General features: G+C 70.0%; 21 protein-coding genes. 13 read left to right on the top strand and 8 right to left on the bottom strand.

What is annotated here, in order from left to right; translation table 11 throughout:
- Positions 1-210: 210 nt before the first annotated feature.
- The 4 genes from FHG10_RS14430 to FHG10_RS14415 are packed head-to-tail and all read left to right on the top strand — an operon-like array spanning position 211 to position 5,163.
- The gene (locus FHG10_RS14430; RefSeq protein ID WP_406565169.1) at positions 211-1,497 is read left to right on the top strand and encodes an ABC transporter substrate-binding protein; all 1,287 of its coding nucleotides are present in this window, start codon (positions 211-213) and stop codon (positions 1,495-1,497) included.
- A 32-nt stretch (positions 1,498-1,529) separates the two neighbouring features.
- Positions 1,530-2,489: a carbohydrate ABC transporter permease gene (locus FHG10_RS14425; protein ID WP_152354062.1), complete on the top strand. Its 960-nt coding sequence runs from the start codon at positions 1,530-1,532 to the stop codon at positions 2,487-2,489.
- A complete protein-coding gene (locus tag FHG10_RS14420; RefSeq protein ID WP_152354061.1) occupies positions 2,486-3,391 on the top strand; it encodes a carbohydrate ABC transporter permease in 906 nt (301 codons plus the stop codon). Before FHG10_RS14425 ends, FHG10_RS14420 begins: the two co-directional genes overlap by 4 nt.
- Positions 3,392-3,417: 26 nt before the next feature.
- Positions 3,418-5,163: a glycoside hydrolase family 13 protein gene (locus tag FHG10_RS14415; protein ID WP_152354060.1), complete on the top strand. Its 1,746-nt coding sequence runs from the start codon at positions 3,418-3,420 to the stop codon at positions 5,161-5,163.
- A 72-nt stretch (positions 5,164-5,235) separates the two neighbouring features.
- On the opposite strand, the gene FHG10_RS18050 is transcribed toward FHG10_RS14415, so the two are convergent.
- Positions 5,236-6,741, bottom strand: a complete 1,506-nt coding sequence (locus tag FHG10_RS18050; RefSeq protein ID WP_193636338.1) for a hypothetical protein — start codon at positions 6,739-6,741, stop codon at positions 5,236-5,238.
- 210 nt (positions 6,742-6,951) lie between these two features.
- Here FHG10_RS18050 and FHG10_RS14405 point away from each other — a divergent pair, with 210 nt between their 5' ends.
- From FHG10_RS14405 to FHG10_RS14380, 6 genes are all read left to right on the top strand, one after another.
- Entirely contained in the window at positions 6,952-7,980 is a 1,029-nt protein-coding gene (locus FHG10_RS14405) for a LacI family DNA-binding transcriptional regulator (RefSeq protein WP_193636337.1), read from the top strand.
- 281 nt (positions 7,981-8,261) lie between these two features.
- Positions 8,262-9,566 (top strand): ABC transporter substrate-binding protein, encoded by a 1,305-nt coding sequence (locus FHG10_RS14400; protein ID WP_152354058.1) that lies wholly within the window; start codon positions 8,262-8,264, stop codon positions 9,564-9,566.
- 71 nt (positions 9,567-9,637) lie between these two features.
- Complete coding sequence (locus tag FHG10_RS14395; RefSeq protein WP_152354057.1) at positions 9,638-10,618, top strand: carbohydrate ABC transporter permease; 981 nt, start codon at positions 9,638-9,640, stop codon at positions 10,616-10,618.
- Positions 10,611-11,450 (top strand): carbohydrate ABC transporter permease, encoded by an 840-nt coding sequence (locus tag FHG10_RS14390; RefSeq protein WP_152354056.1) that lies wholly within the window; start codon positions 10,611-10,613, stop codon positions 11,448-11,450. Before FHG10_RS14395 ends, FHG10_RS14390 begins: the two co-directional genes overlap by 8 nt.
- A gap of 74 nt (positions 11,451-11,524) precedes the next feature.
- The gene (locus FHG10_RS14385; RefSeq protein ID WP_152354055.1) at positions 11,525-12,646 is read left to right on the top strand and encodes a Gfo/Idh/MocA family protein; all 1,122 of its coding nucleotides are present in this window, start codon (positions 11,525-11,527) and stop codon (positions 12,644-12,646) included.
- Between the two features lie 119 nt (positions 12,647-12,765).
- Positions 12,766-14,094, top strand: coding sequence for a glycoside hydrolase family 125 protein (locus tag FHG10_RS14380; protein WP_227488276.1), 1,329 nt, complete (start codon positions 12,766-12,768; stop codon positions 14,092-14,094).
- Positions 14,095-14,136: 42 nt separating this feature from the next.
- On the opposite strand, the gene FHG10_RS14375 is transcribed toward FHG10_RS14380, so the two are convergent.
- The 4 genes from FHG10_RS14375 to FHG10_RS14360 all read right to left on the bottom strand — a co-directional run bounded on the left by FHG10_RS14375 (position 14,137) and on the right by FHG10_RS14360 (position 18,151).
- Positions 14,137-14,739 (bottom strand): PKD domain-containing protein, encoded by a 603-nt coding sequence (locus FHG10_RS14375; protein ID WP_152354054.1) that lies wholly within the window; start codon positions 14,737-14,739, stop codon positions 14,137-14,139.
- A gap of 619 nt (positions 14,740-15,358) precedes the next feature.
- A complete protein-coding gene (locus tag FHG10_RS14370) occupies positions 15,359-15,976 on the bottom strand; it encodes a DUF6318 family protein (RefSeq protein ID WP_152354053.1) in 618 nt (205 codons plus the stop codon).
- Between the two features lie 185 nt (positions 15,977-16,161).
- Positions 16,162-17,058 carry an aldo/keto reductase gene (locus tag FHG10_RS14365; RefSeq protein WP_152354052.1) on the bottom strand — a complete coding sequence of 299 codons (897 nt, stop codon included), beginning with the start codon at positions 17,056-17,058 and terminating at the stop codon, positions 16,162-16,164.
- A 289-nt stretch (positions 17,059-17,347) separates the two neighbouring features.
- The gene (locus tag FHG10_RS14360) at positions 17,348-18,151 is read right to left on the bottom strand and encodes a sulfite exporter TauE/SafE family protein (RefSeq protein ID WP_152354051.1); all 804 of its coding nucleotides are present in this window, start codon (positions 18,149-18,151) and stop codon (positions 17,348-17,350) included.
- 192 nt (positions 18,152-18,343) lie between these two features.
- Here FHG10_RS14360 and FHG10_RS14355 point away from each other — a divergent pair, with 192 nt between their 5' ends.
- Positions 18,344-19,645 (top strand): four-carbon acid sugar kinase family protein, encoded by a 1,302-nt coding sequence (locus tag FHG10_RS14355; protein WP_152354050.1) that lies wholly within the window; start codon positions 18,344-18,346, stop codon positions 19,643-19,645.
- Between the two features lie 38 nt (positions 19,646-19,683).
- Here the strand turns inward: FHG10_RS14355 and FHG10_RS14350 are convergent, their stop codons facing one another.
- Both FHG10_RS14350 and FHG10_RS14345 read right to left on the bottom strand, forming a co-directional pair.
- On the bottom strand, positions 19,684-20,253 hold the full coding sequence (locus tag FHG10_RS14350) for a YdeI/OmpD-associated family protein (RefSeq protein WP_152354049.1): 570 nt from the start codon (positions 20,251-20,253) through the stop codon (positions 19,684-19,686).
- Positions 20,240-21,208 carry a helix-turn-helix transcriptional regulator gene (locus FHG10_RS14345; protein WP_152354048.1) on the bottom strand — a complete coding sequence of 323 codons (969 nt, stop codon included), beginning with the start codon at positions 21,206-21,208 and terminating at the stop codon, positions 20,240-20,242. The genes FHG10_RS14350 and FHG10_RS14345 overlap by 14 nt, the downstream gene beginning before the upstream one ends.
- 127 nt (positions 21,209-21,335) lie before the next feature.
- On the opposite strand from FHG10_RS14345, the gene FHG10_RS14340 reads away from it, so the two are divergent.
- Entirely contained in the window at positions 21,336-21,785 is a 450-nt protein-coding gene (locus tag FHG10_RS14340; RefSeq protein WP_152354047.1) for a VOC family protein, read from the top strand.
- A 145-nt stretch (positions 21,786-21,930) separates the two neighbouring features.
- Positions 21,931-23,472, top strand: a complete 1,542-nt coding sequence (locus FHG10_RS14335; protein ID WP_152354046.1) for an aldehyde dehydrogenase family protein — start codon at positions 21,931-21,933, stop codon at positions 23,470-23,472.
- A 48-nt stretch (positions 23,473-23,520) separates the two neighbouring features.
- Here the strand turns inward: FHG10_RS14335 and FHG10_RS14330 are convergent, their stop codons facing one another.
- Positions 23,521-24,549 (bottom strand): YdcF family protein, encoded by a 1,029-nt coding sequence (locus FHG10_RS14330; RefSeq protein ID WP_152354045.1) that lies wholly within the window; start codon positions 24,547-24,549, stop codon positions 23,521-23,523.
- Between the last annotated feature and the right edge of the window lie 54 nt (positions 24,550-24,603).

The following is a 24,603-nucleotide window of genomic DNA, read 5'->3' as shown; positions in this document are numbered from 1 at the left end:
TCATGCAGACTGTAAATCTACGTTCTATATTTTCTTGCCCGTCGCGTGGAGGACCCGTCGGACGCGCTCGTCGGACCCGTCGTCGCCCCGCCGCCGGACCCGCCGCGAGATCCGCCGTCGAGCCCCTGTGGCGTCCGCCCGGCGATCCGCCTTCCCGCCCCTCTCGACCCCGCATAGCCTGGCACCCTTCCACCACCCTCGAAGGAGACGATGATGTCCCCCTCCTCCCCACTCCGATCGCCGCTGAGCCGTCGCGGCCTGCTGGCCGCCGGAGGCCTGCTCGCCGCGGCGGGCCTCGCCGGCTGCGGCGGCACCGGCGGATCCGGCGGGTCCGGCGGATCCGTGATCTTCTACCAGTCCAAGCGCGAGGCCATCCAGTACTTCGACGACCTCCTGGTGACGTTCCGCAAGGAGCACCAGGACATCAGCGTGGTCCACGACATCGCCACGAACCTCTCGGCGAGCTTCGTGCGCAAGAACCCGCCGGACATCGCCTGCCAGAACTACAACCTGGAGATGGCGCGGTTCATGGAGCGAGGCGCCCTCTCCGACCTCGCGGACATGCCCGAGGCCGGCCTGATCAGGGACGACGTCCAGGAGCTCGTGAACTGGTATCCCGGCTACGAGGGACGCACCTCGGTGATCCCGTTCTCCGTCGCGGGCGCCGCGGTGATCTACAACCGTCGCATCTTCGAGGAGCAGCACCTCGAGATCCCCACCACCTGGGACGAGTTCACAGAGGTCTGCGAGAAGCTCCAGAAGGCCGACATCACCCCGATCTACGGCACCTTCGGGGACCCGTGGACCGTCAGCCAGGGGCTGTTCGACTACACCATCGGCGGGATGATGGACGTGCGCGGCTTCTTCGAGCGCATGAACGAGCTGGGCGAGGACGTCGGCCCGGACTCGGACACGTCCTTCCAGAAGGACATGCTGAAGCCCATCGAGCGGATGCTCGAGCTGAAGAAGTACCACCAGGACGACGCCGCCTCGCGCTTCTACGGCGACGGCAACACGGCCATGGGCAGCGGCAAGGCCGCGATGCTCCTGCAGGGCCCGTGGGCGCTCGCCGAGATCGAGAAGGCGGGCAGCAAGGAGGATCTCTCCTGCTTCCCGCTTCCGGTGACCGATGATCCCGCCGACCTCAAGATCCGCGTGAACATCGACCTCTCGCTGTGGATCCCCGAGGGCGCGAACCGCAAGGACGAGGCCCGCGAGCTCCTCTCGTTCCTGATGACCCCCGAGGTCATGGACCCGTACAACAAGGCGCTGCTGGCGATGGGCACCACCAAGGACGCCCCGCCGGCGAAGGACCCGCGGATCGCGCCGATGCAGAAGTACTACGACGACGCCGCCTTCTACCAGGGCGCCTCGCAGTTCATCCCCACCACGATCCCCTTCACGAACTATCTGCAGTCGATCCTGTTCGGCGCGGACCCCAAGACGATCCTCGCGAAGGTCGACAACGACTTCTCGAGCCTCGCCTACCGCTCCTGATCCCCTCTCTCGACACGCAAGGACAGCCCACCATGTCAACGACGACATCCACCGTCGCCGATCCCTCCACGGGATCCGCCGGCACCGCGCGCAAGCGCGGGGCCCGCAGCGGTCGTCGGGGCGGGAGCACCCGCCGCGTCGACCCCGTCTACTACCTGTTCCTCTTCCCGGCACTCGCGATCTTCACCCTCGCGATCACCCTGCCGGCCGTACTGGGCTTCGCCTACTCGTTCACGAACTCGATCGGCTTCGGCGACTGGGAGTTCATCGGGCTGCGCAACTACGTGGCGATGTTCCGCGACCAGGGCATCGTCTCGGCGTACCTCTTCACTCTCGGCTTCGCGCTGGTCACCGTGATCGTCGTGAACGTCCTCGCGTTCGCGCTCGCCCTGGGGCTGACCTCGCGGATCCGCCTGCAGGCGGCGCTGCGCACGGTGTTCGTGCTGCCGATGGTGATCTCCGGGATCATCATCGCCTTCGTCTTCAAGTTCCTGTTCTCCACGTCGCTGCCCGCCATCGGCTCGGCGCTGGGCATCGAGTCCCTGTCCACCTCGATCCTCGCGAACGAGTCGCTGGCCTGGATCGCGATCGTGATCGTCACCGCCTGGTCGACGATCCCCTCCACGATGCTCATCTACATCGCGGGCCTGGTGACGATCCCCGACGAGGTCTACGAGGCCGCGTCGATCGACGGCGCCGGCCCCGCGAAGCGGCTGTGGAACATCACCCTGCCGCTGGTCTCCGGCTACATCGTCATCAACACGATCCTGGGCTTCAAGAACTACCTCAACGCCTACGACATCGTCGTGGGCCTGACCGACGGCGGCCCCGGCACCGCGACCCGCACGGTCGCCATGTCGATCTTCAAGGGCTTCGAGGGCGGCGACTACGGCTACCAGATGGCCAACGCCTTCGTCTTCTTCATCATCAGCATCGTCATCGCGGTCATCCAGCTGAGCATCACCCGCGGGAAAGCGAGCTTCGGAGCATGAGCACCATCGCCACCACCTCCGCCTCCACGCCCTCGGGCACCGCATCCGGCCCGTCCGGCGGAAGGCGGCCGATGTCCCGCTCGCGCGAACGGGCCAACTGGCCCGCGACCATCATCCTCATCGTGTGCTCGCTCGCGGTCCTGGTGCCGCTGCTGGTCACGATCAACATGTCCCTGAAGTCCGACGCCCAGGCGGTGGAGGGCGAGGCCTTCGCCCTCCCCTCCCCGCTGACCTTCCAGGCCTTCGCGGACGCCTGGGAGCTGACGGACTTCCCGCGCGCCCTCGCCGTCTCCGGCTTCGTCACCCTGCTCGCGGTGGCCGGGGAGATCGTGATCTCCTCCCTCGCCGCCTACGCGATCGTGCGCAACTGGGACCGGCGCCTGTTCCGCTGGTCGTTCTTCTACCTGCTCGCGGCGATGTTCATCCCGTTCCCCGTGGTCGCCCTCCCGCAGGTGCAGCTCACCGGCATCATCCACCTGGACACGCCGCTGGGCGTCGCGATCCTGCACGTCGTCTTCGCCCTCGCCTTCAACACCATGCTGTTCACGGCGTTCCTGCGGGCGATCCCGATGTCGCTCGAGGAGTCGATGCGCGTGGACGGGGCGACGACCTGGCAGGTCTACTGGCGGCTGATCTTCCCGCTGCTGGGCCCGATGGCCGCGACCGTGGGCATCTTCGCGTTCCTGGGCTCGTGGAACGACTTCATGATGCCGAGCCTGATCATCTCGGACCCGACCCTGCAGACGCTGCCGGTGCTGCAGAACATGTTCCAGACCCAGTTCAACAACAGCTACAACATCGCCTTCGCCAGCTACCTGATGGCCATGGCCCCGGCGATCATCGTCTATCTGCTGGCGCAGCGCTGGGTGATCTCCGGACTCACCCAGGGCGCCGTGAAGTGACCACCCGCTACCCCTCGAAGGACCCCATGACCTCCCAGTCCACCGCCCAGATCCGCCCCCTCGACGATTCCGCCGCGCTGCTCGTCGACGACCCGACCTGGTGGCGGCAGGCCGCCGTCTACCAGATCTACCCGCGCTCCTTCGCGGACGCGAACGGCGACGGCATCGGCGACCTGCGGGGCATCACCTCGCGCGTGCCCTACCTGCAGGGGCTCGGGGTGGACGCCGTGTGGCTCAGCCCGTTCTACCCCTCTGCCCTGGCCGACGGCGGCTACGACGTCGACGACTACCGCGACGTCGACCCGAGGATCGGCACCCTCGAGGACTTCGACGAGCTCTCGTCCGCCCTGCATACGGCCGGCCTGCGGCTGATCGTGGACCTCGTCCCCAACCACACCGGCAGCGGCCACTCCTGGTTCCAGGAGGCCCTCGCCGCGGGCCGCGGCTCCCGTGCGCGCGAGCGGTACATCTTCCGGGAGGGACGGGGCGAGCACGGCGAGCTGCCCCCGGCCGACTGGGAATCGATCTTCGGCGGGCCCGCCTGGACCCGTGTCGAGGACGGCCAGTGGTACCTGCACCTGTTCGCGACCGAGCAGCCCGACCTGAACTGGGCGGACCGCGAGGTGCGCGAGGACTTCCTGACCACGCTGCGCTTCTGGTCCGACCGCGGGGTCGACGGCTTCCGGGTCGACGTCGCCCACGCGCTCGCCAAGGACCTCCGCGAGGACCTTCCGAGCGCCGCCGAGCTCGAGGCGATGCCCCACGACGGCCGGCACCCGCTGTGGGACCGCGACGAGGTCCACGAGATCTACGCCGAGTGGCGGCGCGTGTTCGAGGAGTACTCCCCGCCGCGCACCGCGGTCGCGGAGGCCTGGGTGGGCTCCGCCGAGCGCCGCGCCCGCTACGCGAGCCCGCAGGGCCTCGGCCAGGCGTTCAACTTCGACCTGCTCGAGGCCGATTTCGACGCGGCGGACTACCGCCGCATCGTCACCGAGAACCTCGCCCAGTCCGCGCGCACGGGTTCGTCGAGCACCTGGGTGTTCTCCAACCATGACGTGGTGCGCCACGCGACCCGCTACGGCCTGCCGCCGCGCGCCGGTCGGCCCGGCAAGCAGGGCGCCGACTGGATCACCGCGGGCGGGCCCGACGACGGCATCGACCGCGAGCTGGGTCTGCGGCGCGCCCGCGCGGCGACGCTGTTCGAACTGGCCCTGCCCGGCAGCGCCTACCTGTACCAGGGCGAGGAGCTGGGGCTGCACGAGGTCGCCGAGATCCCCGACGGCCAGCGACAGGACCCCGCGTTCCTGCGCACCACGCCCGAGACCCGCAGCGACGACGGACTGGGGCGCGACGGCTGCCGCGTTCCCCTGCCCTGGGCCCGCGGCGGTGCGTCGTTCGGCTTCGGCGAGGGCGGCGCGCACCTCCCCCAGCCGTCGTGGTTCGCGGACTTCTCCGTCGAGGCGGAGTCCGAGGATCCGACGTCGACCCTCGAGATGTACCGACGGGCGCTGCACCTGCGCCGCGAGCTGCAGGGCGCGGAGACGCTCACCTGGGACGACGTGCTCGCAGGTGGCGAGGTGCCCGCAGGCGGCGACGTGCTCGTCTTCGAGCGCGAGGGCGGCTGGGTCTGCGCGACGAACTTCGGCGACACCGAGGTCCCGCTGCCCTCGGGCGAGGTGCTCGTGGCGAGCGGGGAGCTCGGGGGCGCCGATGATGCGGCCGACGGGACGCGCACGCTGCCGGGCGCGACCACGGTGTGGCTGCGACGGTGAGCTGAGCGCGGCGCGGGCCACCGGTGCGCGGCCCGCGATCTCCGGCAGTGGGCCGACCGGCGGCGCGGGACCTCACGGGGTCCCGCGCCGGCGGCCCGCCTCCCCCAGGATCCGTTCGGCCTCGTCGAGCGCGACATGGAGGATCGGAGGGCCGACGAAGCGCTCCCCCTCACGGCGGAGCAGGCCGACGGCGGTGAGCTCCTCGAGGTCGGCGCGGACGTCGGCCCCGCCTGGCCCCGTGGTCACCTCTGCTCCGTCGTGTCCGCACGCCGCACGCAGCGCGGAGAGCGTCTCGGGCAGTCCGCGCAGACCGCCCTCCTCGGGGCTGCGCATGCCGAGGCCGGCGAGAAGGCTGACGATCACGGCGCGCGCGAAGCGGAGGAACTCCTCGGGCTCCGACGCCGACGGGCGCAATCGCGGGGAGTCCGCCCCGTCCGCCGTGCCGGCTCCGCCGTCGGCCGACGCGTCGGGAACGACCCGTCGGTGCTCGCGGATCAGCCACCCGCCGTCGAGCAGCGCGATCCATGGGCCCACGATCTCGGGCGTCTCCCACATCGACCGCACCTCGGGCTCGATCCCCAGGCGGGCGAGGACCTCGCTGGTCGCGGAGCGATCGAGCCCCGCCGTGGACGTCACGGCGATGCCGCTGCCGACGGTCTCGAGCAGCGCGACGGCGGCGCGCACGAACGGCACCCTCGCGGCCATCTCCGCGCGCAGCGCCATGTCCTGCGCGTCCGCCTCGTCGCGGTCCTGTGCGGTCTCGGGCGTCGGCTCGCTCACGCGGTGAGGGGCCGGCGGCCACACCGGCCAGGGTTCCTCCGGAGCGTCGCCGTGGTGGCCTCGCGTGCGGCTGTCGCGTGGCTGTCGTCGGCCGGTGGCGCGCGGTCCTCGATGGGCGTCGGATGAAGGCCCTCGCTCGAGCCGGTCGATGTCCGCGATCCCGTCGTGATCCCCCGGCCGGGCGCGCATCGTCGCGGGGTCGTAGGGCACGGCGGGGTCGGGGAGGCGGCCGGTCCGACTGAGCTGGGTGCGCTCGTCATCGGGCAGCGAGTCGTACCAGTCGATGTACCCCATGAGCGCTCCCTCATCGCGCGGGTCCAGCCCGTGCTCGAGCCCGTAGCCGATGAGGTTCGTGGAGAAGGAGCGTCGAGAGGGGTCATCGGCCGCCTCGAGCACCGCGAACTCGAGGTCGGCGAGCGTGCGTGCGGCGGCTTCCGGGCGCATGGACCGGGGCGACCATCGGCCGGTCTCCTGGAGGAACACAAAGAATCGCGTGAGGGCGGGGACCAGGTCCATGGATGCCTCGCGGACCTGAATCACCGTGCGGGGGACGAGCTGCGTGAGCAGCTGCTCGATCATCGGCCCCGTCCATTCGCCCGCATCCGGACTCCCCAGACGCGAAGCCTTCAGGCGCAGCAGCTCGTCCACGAGCTGGGTCTCCGAGGCGACGTCGACACCGCGCGTCGTGGCCGGATCCGCGCCCGCACCCGGCGCTTCAAGCCAGACCGAGTACTCGGCGAGTGCCTGCGCGCGGTCGCGGTCGCCCGGGTACGGGTCCTGCCGCTTCTTCCTGGGCATGCCACCAGAGTGCCGCACGCGCGGGGAGAGGGCCAGAGGCGGAGGCTCATGCCGCCCCCTGGTGCGCCGACGGAGCGGCACGGACCGTGCTCAGCCGCTGGGCACTGAGGTCCCGCCTCTATCATGTGGCTCTCCCGCCCCTGCTGCCGATCCGCTCCACCCGAGCGCCGAGGGGCGCCACGACGACCGTTCCACGAGGGGGATGCACCCATGCCGCGGAATCCCACTCGCCCCACCGTCGCGACCATCGCTCGCGACCTCGGTGTCTCCGCCGCCACGGTCAGCTATGCCCTGAACGACAAGCCGGGGGTCTCCCCCGCGATGCGCCGGCGCGTCGTCGAGCACGCGCACGCCGTGGGATGGGTCCCGAACTTCGGAGCGCGCGCCCTGCGCCGGGGCCGTACCGGCAATGTCGGTCTGGTCCTCGTGCGCGACCCGAAGGAGGTCTCCCGGGAGCCCTTCTACGCGTCGGTCACCGCAGGCATCGAGTCCGCCGCGAGCGCGCAGGGCTCGGAGCTGCTCCTGCGCTTCGTCGAGGGCGGGGTCGAGGAGGAGCTCTCGGTGTTCCGCACCTGGGCGGACCAGCGCCGTGTGGACGGTGTCGTGCTCCTGGATCTCGTGCTCGAGGATCCCCGGCCGCATGCGCTCTCCGAGCTCGGCCTGCCCTTCTCGGTCCTCGGCGAGTACTCGGGGCCCGAGAGCTTCGTGAAGGTCTCGAGCTCCGAGGCCGGCGATGCCGAGATGATCGCGCGGCATCTGGACGACTGCGGGTACGAGGCGTGCCTGCAGATCTCCGGCCCGCTCTTCTACGGGCACGAGGTGCGACGCCGGGACCTCCTGGCGGATCTCTGCGGCCGACGGGGCATCCGGCACGCGCATGCGGAGGGTGCGTACACCGTCGAGGGCGGCAGCGAGGCTCTGCGGTCCCTCGCCGACGAGATGTCGGGGCGCTGGGCCGTCGTCGCCTCGAGCGACCTGATCGCCGCGGGAGCCGTCCGGGAGATCCGGTCCCGGGGGTTCTCGGTGCCCTCGCAGACGGGGGTCGTCAGCTGGGACGATTCGCTCATCGCGGAGCTGATGACGCCCTCGGTCACCGCGCTCTCCCGCAATCCCTACGAGAAGGGACGCGCAGCGGGCCGACTGCTCGCCGGCCTCATCGACGGGGCCGTCCCGGCCGGCACGGTGCAGACGGCGGAGGAGTCCCGTCTGGTGCAGCGTTCCTCGACCGCGCCGCGCTGAGCCCAGAGCGGCCCGCCCCCTGCCCGGCCCGTCCCCTGCTCGGCCCGTCCCCTGGACCGAAGTCATGTGGCCCTTCGCCGGCCCCGGCGCATCGTGACCTCCCCGTGACGCACATCCGTTGACACGGCCCCGGCCCGGTGCCACACTCGACGAATCGATTAAGTTCGAATCGATTAAGCCTGGGACGAACCCACCGATGGGTTCCCGATCGGTCCTCTCCGGGCTCTCCCCCGCAACCCCTCCCCTACTTCGCACCGACGTCGGTGCCCAAGGAGATCTCGATGCGACGACGCACCCTTCTCGCCTCTGCCCCGTTCGCCGCTGCTGCCGCTGCCGGCCTCGCCGCCTGCGGCTCCGGATCGAGCGGGTCGAACGACCAGCCCGACTCGCTCACCTACTGGGCCTCGAACCAGGGCCAGAGCCTCGAGGACGACAAGAAGATCCTGACCCCGGTGCTCGAGAAGTTCACGAAGGACTCCGGCATCGAGGTCTCCCTCGAGGTCATCGGCTGGAACGACCTGCAGACCCGCATCCAGACGGCCATCACCTCCGGCCAGGGCCCCGACGTCATCAACATCGGCAACACCTGGGGTGTGAGCCTGCAGGCCACCGGTGGGCTCCTCGAGCTGGGCGACGAGGAGATGAAGTCCCTGGGCGGCAAGGACCGCTACGTCGAGGCGGCTCTTGCCACCGGCGGCGAAGCCGGCTCCGACCCCTCCTCGGTGCCGCTGTACGGATTGGCCTACGGCCTGTACTACAACACCAAGATGTTCGAGAAGGCCGGCATCGAGCCGCCGGAGACCTGGGAGGACATGGTCGCCGCCGCGAAGGAGCTCACCGACGAGAAGAAGGGCGTCTGGGGCATGTCCTTGGCCGCCGGCTCCTACACGGAGAACGTCCACTTCGCCTTCATCAACGCCACGCAGAACGGCGTCGCCCTGAACACCGAGGACGGCAAGCCGGACTTCACCTCCGACGGCGTCGTCGACGGCGTGCTGCGCTACCTCGATCTGATGCAGTCCGACAAGGTCGTCAACCCCTCGAACGCCCAGTTCGACAACGGCACGAAGTCGGTCACCGCCTTCGCCAACGGCAAGGCCGCGATGATCATCAACCAGAACAACGCCAACGCGACCATCGAGGCCAACGGCATGAAGGCCGAGGACTTCGCCGCCGTGCCCTTCCCCGCCCCCAAGGACTCCACGAGCGACTGCGCCTCGCACCTGGCCGGCATCAACATCGCCATCATGGACTCCACGAAGAACCGCGACGGTGCCCTGAAGTTCGTCAAGTACATGACCTCGGCGGACGCCCAGAAGGAGCTCGACAAGCCCTTCGCGGCGCTGCCCGTGCTCAAGGACGGCGAGCCGACCTTCACCGACGACGCCCAGCAGGCCGACATGTTCATGGAGGTCTACTCCGAGCGCGCCGAGCCGCTGCCGCTCGTGGCCTGGGAGGACCAGTTCGAGACGTCCGTCGGCCAGGCGATGAACGACATGTTCGCCAAGATCGCCACCGGCGGGAAGGTCACCGCGGACGACGTCCGGACCGCCCTCAAGACCGCACAGGACTCGATCCGCGCCTGAGACCGCTCCGCCGCGACGGCACGCACGGCGTGCCGTCGCGGCCGTCCGCCCCACTGACCGAGATGAGACCCATGACTAGCACCACCACGCGCGTGCACGAGGAAGCGGAGGTCGCCGGCGACTCCTCGGGACCCTCGTCACCGCACCGACCTCGTCGGACCTGGTTCCCGTACCTGATCCTCCTGCCCGCGCTCGTCCTCGAGCTGCTGATCCACATCGTCCCGATGGTGACGGGCTTCTGGATGAGCTTCGTCGAGCTGACCAAGTTCTTCATCCGCCGATGGACGGAGGCGCCGTTCGTCGGCCTCGAGAACTACTCGATAGCAGTCGACGTCAACACGCCCGTCGGACAGGGGCTGCTCAACTCGTTCCTGGTCACGGTGGCGTTCACGATCCTCGTCGTCGGCTTCAGCTGGGGCCTGGGCATGGCGGCCGCGGTCGCCCTGCAGCGCTCCTTCCGCGGTCGAGCGCTGTTCCGGACACTCTTCCTCATCCCCTACGCCCTTCCTCTCTATGCCGCGGTCATCACCTGGAACTTCATGTTCCAGCGGGACACGGGCGCGGTGAACCACCTTCTGGTCGACCAGCTGCACGTGCTCGACTCGGCGCCGTTCTGGCTCATCGGCGACAACGCCTTCGTCTCCGTCGTCGTGGTCGCCGTCTGGAGGATGTGGCCCTTCGCATTCCTCATGTTCATGGCCGGTCTGCAGTCGATTCCCGAGGAGCTCTACGAGGCGTCCGCCCTCGACGGGGCCTCGCCGCTGCGGCAATGGCGCAGCGTGACCCTGCCGATGCTCTCCCCGGTGAACCGCACCCTGCTGCTGGTCATGTTCCTGTGGGTCTTCAACGACTTCAACACCCCGTACGTCCTGTTCGGCACTGCGCAGCCGGCAGCCGGCGACCTCATCAGCTTCCACATCTACAACGCCTCGTTCCTCACCTGGGACTTCGGCACCGGAAGCGCCATGAGCGTCCTGCTCCTCGTGTTCCTGCTGCTCGTCACGCTCGTCTACCTGTTCATCACCCAGAGGAAGGAGAAGCGCGATGCGTGAGACCACCGGAGAGAAGGTCTTCCGTGTGATCGTCGTGGTCGTGCTCAGCATCTTCGTGCTGGCACCGCTCTACGTGATGGCGACGACGTCGCTCAAGCCGCTCGGCGACGTGCAATCCGCGTTCAGCTGGATCCCCAGCAGGCTGACCATCCAGCCGTTCATCGAGATGTGGTCGACGGTCCCGCTGGCGCGGTACTTCATGAACTCGCTCGTGGTCACGGGCGTCGCCACGGCGTTCAGCGTCCTGGTGGCGATCCTCGCCGCCTACGCGGTCTCCCGTTGGAGGTTCCGCGGCAGGGGCCCGTTCATGACCACCGTGCTCTCCACCCAGATGTTCCCGGGCGTGCTGTTCCTGCTGCCGCTCTACATCATCTTCGTCAACATCGACACCAGCTTCGGAGTTCCCCTGGTGGGCACGCGCCTGGGTCTGATCATCACCTATCTGACGTTCTCGCTGCCGTTCTCCATCTGGATGCTCGCCGGGTACTTCGACGGCATCCCCCGCGAGCTCGACGACGCGGGCAAGGTCGACGGCGCCTCGAACCTGGGCATCCTGCTGCGGATCATCCTTCCTGCGGCGCGGCCCGGGATCGTCGCCGTGGCGATCTACGCGTTCATGACCGCCTGGGGCGAGGTGCTCTTCGCCTCGGTGATGACGACGGAGACGAGTAGGACGCTCGCCGTCGGCCTGCGCCAGTACGCCACGCAGACGAACGTCTACTGGAACCAGATCCTCGCGGCCTCGCTGGTCGTGAGCATCCCGGTCGTCGTCGGGTTCCTGCTGCTCCAGAAGAACTTCGTCGCCGGCCTCACCGCCGGCGCCGTGAAGTGACACCCGCTCTCCCACCGCTGCGTCGTTCTCTCAGCACAGACCCGACCGCTTCCTCCACCACCCCAGGAGTCCACATGGCCACGTCCTCGTCCCCCGCGTCCGGCCCCGTCGGCATCGGCATCATCGGTGCGGGAACCATCGCTGCCGAGTACCTCACCAACCTCCGGTCGTTCCCCGACATCACGGTCCACGCGGTCGGGGACCTGTTCCCGGACGCGGCCGCCCGGCGTGCCGAGGAGTTCTCGGTTCCCGTCGCCGGAGCTCCTGAGGTCATCCTCTCCCACCCCGACGTCGAGATCGTCGTCAATCTGACGATCCCGACGGCGCACTTCGAGGTGTCCCGGGCCATCATCGATGCGGGCAAGCACGTCTGGACGGAGAAGCCGATCACGACCGCTCCCGCCGACTCGATCTCCCTCTTGTCCTTGGCCGCGGAGAAGGGTCTCCGCGTGGGCGGGGCGCCGGACACCGTGCTGGGTGCCGGTGTCCAATCCGCGCTGCGCTCCCTTCGTGACGGTGGTGCCGGAGCGCTGCATTCCGCGCTCACGCTCTTCCAGTCCCCCGGACCTGAGGATTGGCACCCCAATCCCGCCTTCCTGTTCCAGGAGGGAGCCGGGCCCCTGTACGACATCGCGCCCTATTACCTGACCACCCTGGTGCTCTCTCTGGGGCCGGTCACGAGCGTCTCCGCTGCAGGAAGTCGGGCGCGTGACCGGCGCACGATCGGTTCCGGCCCCAAGGCCGGCGAAGCCTTCGACGTCACGGTGCCCACCCAGGTCACCTCGATTCTGCGATTCGCATCGGGCCAGAACGCCACCACGCTGCTGAGCTTCGACTCGCCGCACAAGCGAGCGGGCTTCGTGGAGGTCTACGGCACCGATGCGACGCTGTCGTTCCCCGACCCGAACGTCTTCGACGGCGATTCCCAGCTCACGCCCTACCGCTCCGACAGCTCGCAAGTGGTCCCCGCCCGCGGTGCGACCACGGGGAGAGGACTCGGAGTCCTGGAAATGGCCCGTGCTCTCCGTGCGGGAGTGCCACATCGCGCCCAGGGCGAGATCGCCGCGCATGTCCTGGACATCATGGTGGCCATCGAGTCTTCGCTCGGAAGCGGAGAGACGGAACGGGTGGAGTCCTCGTTCACGCCGGTCGAGCCGATGGAAGAGGAGTTCGATCCGTTCGCCTCAACGCTGTGACTCGGCGGCCCGACGAGTCTCGCCGGAGACCCCGTGATCGGATTCCCGCCGAAACCGATCGCCCCGCACAGCGTGAAACCGATCGCCTCGCAGAGCGCTTTCCGCATACTCTTGCGCGGGTGAGCTTCACCGTGGAACCCCCGATCGCCGATGCCGTGCGCTCGGCCGCCGACCGTGTGCGCAGCGAGCTCGGCGAGGAGGCCGGATCGTTCGTCGAGGCGGCGCTGCTGCGCACCCTGACCGACACCATCACCCTGGACGAGGACAGCACAGCGTTCGTGATCACGGGCGACATCCCAGCGATGTGGCTGCGCGACTCGACCACGCAGATGCTCCCCTACCTGCGCCTCGCCGGCGAGTGCGAGCCGCTCGCGGACGTGCTCGCCGCGGTGGTGCGCCGCCAGCTGCGGATGATCGCGCACGATCCGTACGCGAACTCCGCGAACCTGGGCCCCACGGGCGCGCACCACGATGCGAACGACCTGTGCCAGGACCCGATGATCTGGGAGCAGAAGTACGAGGTCGACTCGCTCGCGTTCCCGATTATCTTCGGGCACCGTCTGCTGCGGATCACCGGTCGCGACGACCTGTTCGACGATCTCGCACACGGCGTGCTGCGCACGATCGTGGACCAATGGCGCCTCGAGACCGAGCACGAGGAGCGCTCGCAGTACCGGTTCGTGCGCGACATCGGCATCCCGACGGAGACCCTGGACCGCGACGGACTGGGATCGCCCCTCGGCGTCACCGGCATGACCTGGAGCGCTTTCCGGCCCTCGGACGACGCCTGCACCTTCGGGTACAACGTTCCGGCGAACCTGCAGGCCGCGCAGGCCCTGATAGCGATCGCGGACGTGGCGCTGTCGGTGTACGACGACGAGACGCTCGCGGCGGATGCGGACGCGCTGCGCGTCTCGATCCTCGAGGGCGTCGCGGCGCACGGCGTGGTCGAGCACGAGGGCTCCCGGATCTACGCCTACGAGGTCGACGGGCTGGGCGGGCAGCTGCTGATGGACGACGCGAACATGCCGTCGCTGCTGTCCCTGCCGCTGGATGCGCCCGATGTGCTGGATCCCCAGCTCACGGCCGCGACACGGGCGTTCTGCCTGGGGATGGCGAACCCGTATCGCTTCTCGGGGGCGGTGGCGACGGGCATCGGCAGCCCGCACACGCCCCAGCAGTACGTGTGGCCCATCGCGTTCGCCGTCGAGGGGCTGACGGGCACCTCGGAGCGGGGACGGGAGATCATCCGTCTGCTACTCGCGACCGACGGCGGAACGGACCGCATGCACGAGTCCTTCCACGTGGACGACCCCGAGCGCTTCACCCGACCCTGGTTCTCCTGGGCCGATGCCATGTTCTGCGAGCTCGCACTGCACCTGACCGATGCTCCTGCGCCCGCGAGGTCGTTCGCGGAGCGGGTGGAGGTGTCCGGCCAGGAGGGATGATCGGGGCCGACGGACGACCGACGATCAGCAGCCTTCCTCCGCTCAGATCTCCTTGGTGGTGGCGTTCGGGTCGCGGGGGCCTTCGGTGTCCTTCGAGCGCTTCGGTAAGAAGGGATCTTTCTCCTCATCATGAGGACGGTCGGGATTGACCAGGCGGGACTCCAGCGACTTCGAGTAGACCTCCTGGGGATCCGAAGCGATCTCCAACGTGCCGTCGATGTCCTGCCACTCCCCGCCCTCCACAGAGAACTGCCCCTCGTACGTGGTCGTCAGCGTGACGTCGTACCAGCCCTCATAGGCGAAGGTCGCGCTCACATCCTTCGACGGCCACGGCTCCCCGGGGTCATCCGTGACGAGCACGTTGCCATCGCCCAGGTCCCACCGGTACTCCACAGGAGTGGCCCGGATCCCGACCGGAGTATCCAGCAGCTCCGTCTCCAGCACCTGCGGCTCCGAATCCGCATAGAGCACCAGATCCATATTCGCCGGCAACCACCCCTGGTCCGGGCCGGCGTGGGCCGTCGCCGCCTTCACCGGAAGCTTCGCGAAGTCCTTCTGCGTGACGGTGATGACGACCGGTTTCTCCCCAGGGGAACTATCCGGAGCGGCGCGTTCCCCTTGAGGAGCATCCTGAGCACAGGTCATGCCGAGGTCCATGCCCGTCGACGCCGCGGGCGCACCCCTCAAGCGCCGTGTACCGCGATAGGTCGTTCCATCAGCGGGTTCTGCGCCTGCGGTCGCGTCGGCTCTCCCCACCGTGTGCGCACCCTCAGCATCGAACCTTGTTCGCGGTATCGACCCCTCCTCACAGGACCCCGCGACTGGTATGCAGTCCAGAGCTCCCGGCGCTTCCTCACAACTCAGTCCAGAAGACTTCTCCCAACTATCTACATACAGGCCCCGGATGAGCGCCTCGATGGGATTCCACGAAACCGAACTCGCCGCAGACTTCCGGCCCTTTTTGGAAACTCCTGAACCAGGCTTACTGCCCGAGACAGGCTGGTCGACAGACTGGGCGTTGGAGGCGGCATCCGCCGCACTTTTTTCGGACAGCTCCTCAGCGTAACCGTCGAACTCACTGCTGTCCGAGTCGCTCCTAAAACTAGACCCAGGGGGCGGAGGGGATGGGGACGGCGGCGGAGTTTCTTCCGCGCCCGCGCCGCGATCTCCATCCGCTGAGGCGACGTTAGCTGTCACGACCAACGATCCCGCGACACAGATGACCACGACCGCAAGGGCCCCGACCAGTCTCTTGAGAAACGAATCAGTCCTGGACATCGGTTTTAACCCCGCGCACAATCCAGGCATCGTCGCGCCAATCGAGCCCCCCTATTGCGAGAACCGTCGAGTCCGAAACAGTGTTTTGTTTCGAATTTCCCGCAACCGGCTCGTTGTGGGACTTGATCACGAAAGAGTAAGAGACGACAACATCGTACTTTTTGTTATCAGAGTCCGAATAAAGCTGATTGTCTCCAATGCCACCCTCCGACCACTGGGTAGAATTCTTGTCGATTCGCTCTATATCGCCCGCGAACCTGGCGCAAACGTCGCACTCCTCGCTGAAATGCTCTTGCATCGCCGACGAGTCCCCTGTCTCATGCCCCCACACCACCAGCGCCCAGAAGTACCGAAATGCCTGCTCCGCCCCCTCATCCGTGCGCTCATCCATCCCCGGATAATCCTTCGGGTCAGGCTTCGGCACGTCCGACTTCGTGGGCTTCGCGCTCTCCCCTCCCCCGTCGGACTGCTCCTCGGGGGCAGACGCGGTGGCTTCGCTGCCAGCGCTGGGAGAGGGTTCGTCCTTGTCACCGCAACCGGTCATCAGACCGGCGGCGAGAGCGAGGACGGCGAGGGAGGAGAGGGTGCGTCGAGTCGTCGTCATGGCGGCTTCCGGGTGGGGGCGGGATGCCTGCACAGTATCCAGGCGACGTCCAGCCCGCCACCGTTCGCGTTTGCTTGTGGATAACCGGAGCCGACCTTTCGGTCCTCACGCGCTGGCGGTCACTCCACCGCTATACGCGCCCCACCTGGGGTTGCGCCGCGCCCGTTCGCACCGTCAGCGACGAATCATCCCAGCGCGTCGAGCTGCGCCCACTCCTCATCGCTCAGCTGCACGTCGCCCGCGGCGACGTTCTCCTCGAGATGCGCGCGCTGGGACGTGCCGGAGATCAGCACGGTGTTCGGAGCGCTGTGCAGAAGCCATGCCTGGCCCACCTGCGAGGACGTGATCCCGTGCGCGGCGGCGATGCGCTGCACGGTCTCCTCGTCGGTGACCTTCGGACCCTGGTGGAAGCCGCCGCCCAGCGGGAAGTAGGGGATCCACGCGGCACCCCTCTCCTCCGTGAGGTCGGCGAGTGCCTGGTCGTGGCGGTCCACGGCGTTGAAGATGTTCTGCACGGCCTGCACCTCGACACCCAGGTCGAGGGCCTGCTGCACCTGCTCGAGCCGTACGTGGCTGAGGCCGATGCCCAGGATCTTGCCTTCGTCCCGCAGCGCGAGCAGTTCGCCGAGCTGATCTTCGAGCGGCACCTGCTGATCCCCTTCGACGACGAGGCCGGGGAGGAAGTCCATGCGGCGAAGGTAGAGGAGGTCCAACCGGTCGGTGCCGAGGGTCTGCAGGTTGATCTCGACGCTGTCGCGCAGCTCGGAGGGCTTCTGCGCCGCGGTCATCGGGAACGGGCCCTCGGGCGTCGACCGCGCTCCGGCCTTGGTGGCGAGGAAGAGGTCGTCGCGGTGCGTGCCCAGCGCCTCGCGGATCAGCGAGTTCGCGAGGCCGTCACCGTAGAAGTGGGCGGTGTCGAGCATGCGGATGCCCAGGCCGTAGACGTCGTGCAGCAGGGAGACGGCGGCATCGTGGCCGCCGGGCTGCTCGGCCGAGCGGTGCAGGCTGCCCAGGCCGTAGCCGATGCGGGGCACGCCGCGCACTCCGATGGGATACGTGCCGGCGAGGCTCGGGGTGCTCATGGGATCTCCTCATCTGCGGGTCCGACGGCCTCACGATTGACGCTGCGGGCAGGGAGCCCGCTGGGCGGCGACCAGGACTCGGCACGCTGTCGCGACCGCCCGGGAAGGCTGCGCCCACGGGGCCGCCGAGGATCAGGACTCCGGCGGCCCCGTGCACTTCGCGTAGTCATACGTCGGGTCACGGCATAAATGACCGGTCACCCGACCTCTGACTACGTGTAGCGCTCGCCTCGAGCGGAGACTCCGCCGACGTTCCGCCTGGATCCCGCTGACGACCCCCTGAGACCGCTCACGCCCCCACGATCAGCGCGGCCGCGGAGACCACGGTGAGCACCAGGATGGCCTTCTCGAAGACGCTCTGCGGGACGCGCTGGGCGATGCGTCGGCCGATCAGCGCGCTGAGGATGACCAGCGGTGCGAGCAGCACGTCCATGAGCGCGTACTGCAGGCTGAAGAGGCCCAGGCTCGCGGAGAACGGCAGCTTCAGCAGGTTCACGATCGCGAAGAACCAGGCGGAGGTCCCCAGGAACGTCAGCACGGGCATGCGCATCGCGTAGAAGTACATGGACATCGGCGGTCCGCCGGCGTTCGCGACCATCGTGGTGAAGCCGCCGAGCGATCCGTAGCCGATGCGTCCGATCCTCCCGACGGTCGGCTCCTCCTCCCCGGCCGCGTTCCCGTCGCCCTGAATATCGTCGCGGCGGCGAGCGCGCAGGGTCGCGCGGCGGCGGCGCCACAGGGTGAGCGCGACCAGCAGCAGGAGGATCACGCCGATGCCGCCGCGCACGGCCGAGGCGTCGGCGTACTTGAGGAACAGCGCGCCCACCACGAGACCGACGAGCACGCTCGGGATCAGCCGGATCAGCGTGCGCCAGTCGGGCTCGCGCCGGTACATCCACAGCGCGGTCGCATCGCCCAGGATCAGCAGGATCAGCAGCGCGGCGGTCGACTCCTTGGGCGGCAGGGCGAGGGCGAACAGGCCCACGGCGATCGTCCCGGCGCCCGGCAGGGCGGACTTCGAGAAGCCGACCACGAGCGCCCCGGCGATGACGAGCAGCCAGCCTGCAGCGCCGAGCTGGGGCAGGTGGGACAGGAGCTCGCTGATGATTCCTCCTCGGTGCGCTGCTCGCGGCTTCGCGCGAGATCGATGGGGACGCTACATCCGCCGTGGCCGACGAGGCGCTCGCGTCCGCCGCTGCCGATGCGGTCCCGCCCCGTGACAGGCTCATGTCAGTCTCCCCACGTCCCGACGTCGACCCCACCCCACCCACCCCGAGAGGACCCCATGAAGACCATCGTCCTGGACGACGACCCCACGGGCACGCAGTCCGCGACCGGCGTGACCGTGCTGCTGGACCTCTCCGAGGAGACGCTCGAGCGGGACCTCGAGGAGGCCCTGACCGGGGCGGACTCGGTGTACGTGCAGACCAACAGCCGGGCACTGCCCCCGGACGAGGCCGTCGCCCTGGCGCGACGCGTGCAGGCGGCGGGGCTCGCCGTCGGCGGGCGCTTCGGCGAGCCGGTGCGGTTCGTGCTGCGCGGTGATTCGACGCTGCGCGGGCACGTGTTCGCCGAGACCGAGGTGTTCCTCGAGGACGCCGTCATGCTGTTCGTCCCGGCCTTCCCCGACGGCGGCCGCACCACCCGCGACGGCGTGCACCTGGTGCGCATCGACGGCCAAGACGTGCCGGCCCACGAGACGGAGTACGCGGAGGATCCGGTGTTCGGCTTCACCACCGGTTACCTGCCCGACTACGTGGGGCAAGCCTCGGGCCGTCACGGCGTCCCCGTGCCCCTCGCCGACGTCCGCGCGGGAGCTCTCGAGCGTGCGCTGACCGCAGCCGAGCCGGGCGAGGTGGTCCTGCCCGACGCGGTGACGGACGAGGACATCGCGCTGATCGCCCGCGCGGTCGACGCGGCGGCGGAGCACGGCACGCGGATCGTGGTGCGCTCGGCCTCGCCGCTCGCGGCCCACCTCGCGGGGGTCGCGAGCGAGGGTCGGCTGCCGCGGCCCCTGGAGCGGCCGACGGGCGAGACCCTGCTCGTGTGCGGTTCGCACACGGCGGGTGCGACGGCGCAGCTCGCGCAGGTCACGCAGCGATTCGGCGAGCCGACGCTCGTCGGCACCGAGGCGGCCCTCGCGGATCCCACCACGGCGGGGCACGCGGCGGCGGACGCTTTTGCCCCGGTCGGCACTGCCACCCGCGCCGCCACTGCCGCCCCAGCCGCCCAGACCGACGACGCCCCGCCGCTCCTCCTGCTCTCGACCGAGCGGCAGCGCTCCGCGAGCCACGGCACGCTCGACCACGGCGAGCGCGTGATGGTAGCGCTCACCACCGCCGTCGCGGGCCTCCTGCCCCGCGTGGGCACCGTGATCTCCAAGGGCGGGATCACCTCGGCGGAGGTCGCGCGCGCGGGCCTCGGTGCGCGCACGGCGCACGTGCTCGGGCAGATCCTGCCCGGGATCTCGGCGTGGCGCCTGAGCGCCCGGGACGGCCGCGAGCTGCTGTACATCGTGGTCCCCGGGAACGTGGGCGACCAGGACACGCTCGTGCGGGTGCTCGAGGCCGTCGGCATCGCCGCCTGAGCCCGGTGGGCCGACGGTCCTACCCGTCGGCCGCGCCCTCAGTCCTTCTCGAGCCGTTCGACGAGCGCGGCGATGCGGGTGCGGCGGGTCGCCTCGCGGGTCGCGCTCAGGATCGGGTGCAGGGCGGAGTAGCGGGCGCTGCCCGTGAGCAGGTCGAACGCTGCGCGGGCCCGGGGTGAAGCGGCGAGCGCCTCCGCGAGCGCGGGCGGCACCTGCGCGCTGGCCGCCCCGGCGTAGGCGCTGTCCCAGCGCCCGTCGGCCTTCGCCCGCTCGACCTCCGCCCGTCCGCGCTCGCGCATCCGTGAGGCGGCCTCCAGCCGGCCGATGATGTCGACGTTGCGCTGCGACCAGATCGAGCGCGGACGGCGCGGGGTATAGCGCTGGCGGAAGGAGTGCGCGTCGAGCGCGCGGCGCTGCCCGTCGATCCATCCGCTGCACAGGGCCTCCTCGAGCGCCTGCTGATAGGTGAGGGTCGTCGGCCCGCTGCCGCCCTTCTTCGCGAGCAGCAGCCAGACGCCCTCGGAGGTGTCCTCATGGGCGTCGAGCCATGCGCGCCAGGCCGCGGCGTCGGCGACGACGAGCGGGGGCGGGAGCTCAGCAGGGGTCATGGCGAGAGCCTCCCACGTCCTCGATCGCACCGGCCAGGCGTTCGTGCACCTCGCGCGCCGCGGAGGAGAGCTCGGCCGGACCGATCACCCGGAACGGTGCGCCCAGACGGATGACCTGGGCGAGCAGGCCCGACCAGGACCAGGAGCCGAGCACGGCGCGGCACCGGCCGTCCCCGATCTCCTCGACGTCCGCATCGGGCAGCCAGGAGGCGAGCTCGGACAGCGTCAGGTCGATCTCGACGGTCCCCTCGCAGGGCCAGCGGTCGGTCTCGCGCTCCCCTTTGAGGTGGGCGGAGAGGAAGCTCGCCGCGTGGCCCGTGGGCAGCTCGCGCGGCGTGAAGCGCGGGCCCGACGGTGTGCGCGGCGCCATCCGGTCCAGGCGGAAGGTGCGCCAGTCCTCGCGCTCGAGATCCCAGGCCACGAGGTACCAGAGCCCTCGGCGGGCGACGAGGCCGTGGGGCTCCGTGCGACGAGGCCAGGTCGAGCCGCGGTAGTCGAAGCGGAGGATCTCGTGGCGCGCTGCAGCGGCGCTCACCGCCTCGAGGACCGCCGGGTCGGCGCGCGCCGCCGCGGGCGCGACATCGAGGTCGAGAGCGGATGCCCGGTTCCTGACCGCAGCGGGCATGACCTGCAGGATCGTGGCGAGCGCACGGGCCGACGCCTCCTCGATGGCGACCCCGCTCGCAGGCGCCGTGCGCAGGGCCACCGCGGTCGCGAGCGCCTGCTCGTCGTCCAGGAGCAGGGGCGGCATCCGCTCTCCGGCGTCCAGCCGGTACCCGCCCACGGGACCCTTCGTCGAGCGGATCGCATACCCCAGCTCGCGCAGCCGGTCCACGTCCCGGCGCACCGTGCGCGGGGTGACGCCCAGGCGGTCGGCGAGCGCGGGCCCGGTCCATGCGCGCGGCACCTGCAGGAGAGACAGCAGCGAGAGCGTCCGGGACGAGGTGGTGGGCATGCTCCCGATCCTCCCCCATGAAGAGGACCCGTCCTGTCCTCTTCGCCCGGCATCGTCGTCCTCGACGGCACCACCGCCGTCGCCCGCACCGACCGCGGCTCGTCCGCGGACTCCGAGAGGATCGATCATGAGCATCTCCACCACCCCTCACCTGAACCTGCCCGGCACCGCGCGCGCCGCGCTCGACGTCTACCGCGGCGTGTTCGGCGGCGAGGTCTCCACGACCACCTACGGGGAGCTCGGCATGCCCGATGGATCGCCCGACGCGGACAAGGTCGTGTTCGGGAGCCTGAGCTCCGAGGACGGCGTGCGGCTGATGGCGTACGACATCCCCGGGCGCGAGAACGCCTTCCCCTCCGACACCCGCCGCGAGAACGGCGCCACCCTCACCGACCAGCCGTTCTTCCTCTCGGCGAGCGCCGCCTCCCTCGAGGAGCTGCAGCCGATCTGGGACGGCCTGGCCGAGGGCGCGCGGGTGATCGAGCCGCTCGCCGCCTCGGCCTGGAGCGCTGGCTTCGGCATGCTCACCGACCGCTTCGGGGTCACCTGGTCGCTGGACGTGCGCACCGCGGCGTGAGCATCGGCCCCGGCTCGCCCGCGCGCGGCGGACGGGCCGGGGCTCGGGGCCCGGCCGACACCCTTCCGCGCTACTGTCGAACGCGAAGCGACCATGGGAGGACTGCCCGGAGCAGCCACCCGCGCGGCCCGTCCAGGAGGCACCGATGCCAGCGACCGACTCGTCTGCGACTGGTGCGCGGGCACCGGGCTCCCCCTCGCCCGCTCCCTCGCGCCGTGCCAGGCGCGAAGCAGACCGCGCCCCCACCACCGATCCTGCACTGATCCGCGCGCGCGTCGACGGCGCGCGCCGGGCGTTCGCACGCGGAGCGAGCCGCTCCCCCGTCTTCCGACGCGCCCAGCTGCAGGGCCTTCGCGCCCTGCTCAGGGCGCACCACGCCGAGCTCGAGGCGGCGGTCGATGCCGACCTCGGCAAGAGCGCGACCGAGTTCCGCCTCACCGAGGTCTACCCGGTCATGTCCGAGATCCAGGACGCCCTGCGCAGCCTCGAGAGCTGGTCGAGACCGCGCCGTGCGCCTCTGCCGCTCATGCTCCGGCCGGCCGCCGCCCATCTGCTGCCCGAGCCGCTGGGCACGATCCTCGTGATCTCCCCCTGGAACTATCCGGTGCAGCTGCTGCTGGCGCCCCTGGTGGGGATCATCGCCGCCGGCAGCACGGCCGTGGTCAAGCCCAGCGAGGTCACGCCGACCGTCTCCGCGGTGCTCGCGCGCCTGCTCCCCCGCTACCTCGACGCCGAGGCGTTCCCCGTGGTCGAGGGCGGCGCCCCGGAGACCACGATGCTGCTCGAGGAGCGCTTCGACCACATCGTGTACACCGGGAACGGGAGCGTCGGCCGGATCGTGATGGCGGCCGCCGCGAAGCACCTGACCCCGGTGACGCTCGAACTGGGCGGCAAGTGCCCCGTATGGGTCGACGACGCCGCGCATCTCGAGCAGGTCGCGCAGCAGCTGGCGTGGGCGAAGTTCGTCAACGCCGGTCAGACCTGCGTCGCGCCCGACCACGTGCTCACCACCCCGGAGCTCATCGAGCCCCTGGTCGCGGCACTGCGGCGCGCGATCGCCGCGCTGTGGGGCCAGGACCCCTCGCGCAGTCCCGACTTCGGGCGCATCGTCGCCCCGCGGCACCTCGACCGGCTCGCCGGATACATCGAGGCGGCCGACGGGAAGGGCGCCGGTCGCGTCGCGCTCGGCGGGAGCGTGGACCGCGAGGACCTGTACATCGAGCCGACGGTGCTGGTCATGGGCGAGCCCGACTCCCCCGGTGCCTCCCGCACCGAGGCGAACACGCCGGCGGTGATGCGCGAGGAGATCTTCGGACCGATCCTCCCGATCGTGCCCGTCGGCGGCCCCGAGGAGGCGATCGCCTTCGTGAACGCGGGCGAGAAGCCGCTCGCTCTCTACCTCTTCACGGCATCGCGCCGGATCGCGGACGAGTTCGCGCGCAGGAGCTCGTCCGGAGCCGTCGTCGAGGGCGCGGGCCTGATCCAGGTCGCGACGCCCACGCTGCCGTTCGGCGGGGTGGGCGAGAGCGGCATCGGCGCCTATCACGGGCGCTTCTCGTTCGAGACGTTCAGCCGCTCCAAGCCCGTGCTGCGCAAGCCTCTGCGACCGGACTCGCTCGCGCTCATGCGCCCGCCGTTCTCGCAGCTCGGCACGGCGCTCATGCGCAGGCTCTCCGGCCTGCGCTGATCAGCACGGCGTACTGACCCTGCCGTCGGCCCGCCCGGCTCCCGGACCTCAGGCGTTGGCGACGACGAGCGCGAGGAGGAACGGGAGCGGCACGCAGAACAGCGCGGCGACCACGATGTGCAGGATCTTGTGCCTGCTCACGAGCGCGACGACCTCGCGCAGGAACGCGCTCGGCCAGAAGTAGCCGGCGGTGCGCGCGGGGGCGACCTGCGCGTCCAGGCCCACGCGCCGGGCGAGGGCGGCCGTGCGCAGCACGTGATAGCTGCTGGTGACCGTGAGGCCGGGCCCGTCGGCCGGGAGCACGGTGCCGACGAGCCCGCGGGTGTTGCGCAGGTTCTCCTCGGTGGTGCGGGAGCGGTCCTCGAGCACGATCGCCTCCTGCGGGACGCCCTGCTCGCGCGCGTGCTCGGCCATCGCCGAGGCCTCCGAGCGGGGCTCGTCGGGCCCCTGGCCCCCGGAGAGGACGAGCAGCGCGTCCGGGTGCTCCTCGCGGATCCGCCTCCAGTGCGCGATGCCCGCGTCGACCCTGTTGGCCAGCAGCTTGGGCACCCTGCCGCGGATGAGGCCCGAGCCGTGCACCATCACGTAGCGGGCGCGGGTGCGCGAGGCGATCCAGGCGTAGACCACGTCGTAGACGAGGTATGAGGTGAGCACGTACCCGGCCCATGTGCCCAGCAGGGCCACGAACGTGAGGACGGCGAAGAGCCACGGGTGCTCCGCGGCGAAGCGGAGCGAGATCACGGCGCCGACGATGACGGTCAGCAGTCCGAGACCTGCCAGCAGGGACAGCAGGTTCCCCAGGCTCCGACCCTCCTTGCGCATCATGAACACGCCGTTGGCGATCAGGAAGCCGATGAGCACGAGCGTGAGCAGTGGGGAGAGCACGACGAGCAGCACCACCAGGCCGCCCACGAGCGCGCCGGCGGCGCTGTCGGATCCCGCGGCCAGCGCGAAGAGGACCGTGAGCGCCGTCAGGGACAGCAGGAAGGCGTTGCCCGTCCAGCGCGCGTCCCTGCGCAGGGACAGGATCAGGAGGACGACCAGCAGGATCGGCACCGGGGAGAGGAGGAGGGACATGCGTCAAGCGTCCCATCCCGCGCTCCCGGGGTCATCCCCCCAGCGGTGGGAGGG

The sequence above is a fragment of the Brachybacterium subflavum genome, assembly GCF_009299795.1.
GTDB classification, from domain to species: domain Bacteria; phylum Actinomycetota; class Actinomycetes; order Actinomycetales; family Dermabacteraceae; genus Brachybacterium; species Brachybacterium subflavum.
This window is presented reverse-complemented; position numbering and strand designations above follow the sequence as displayed.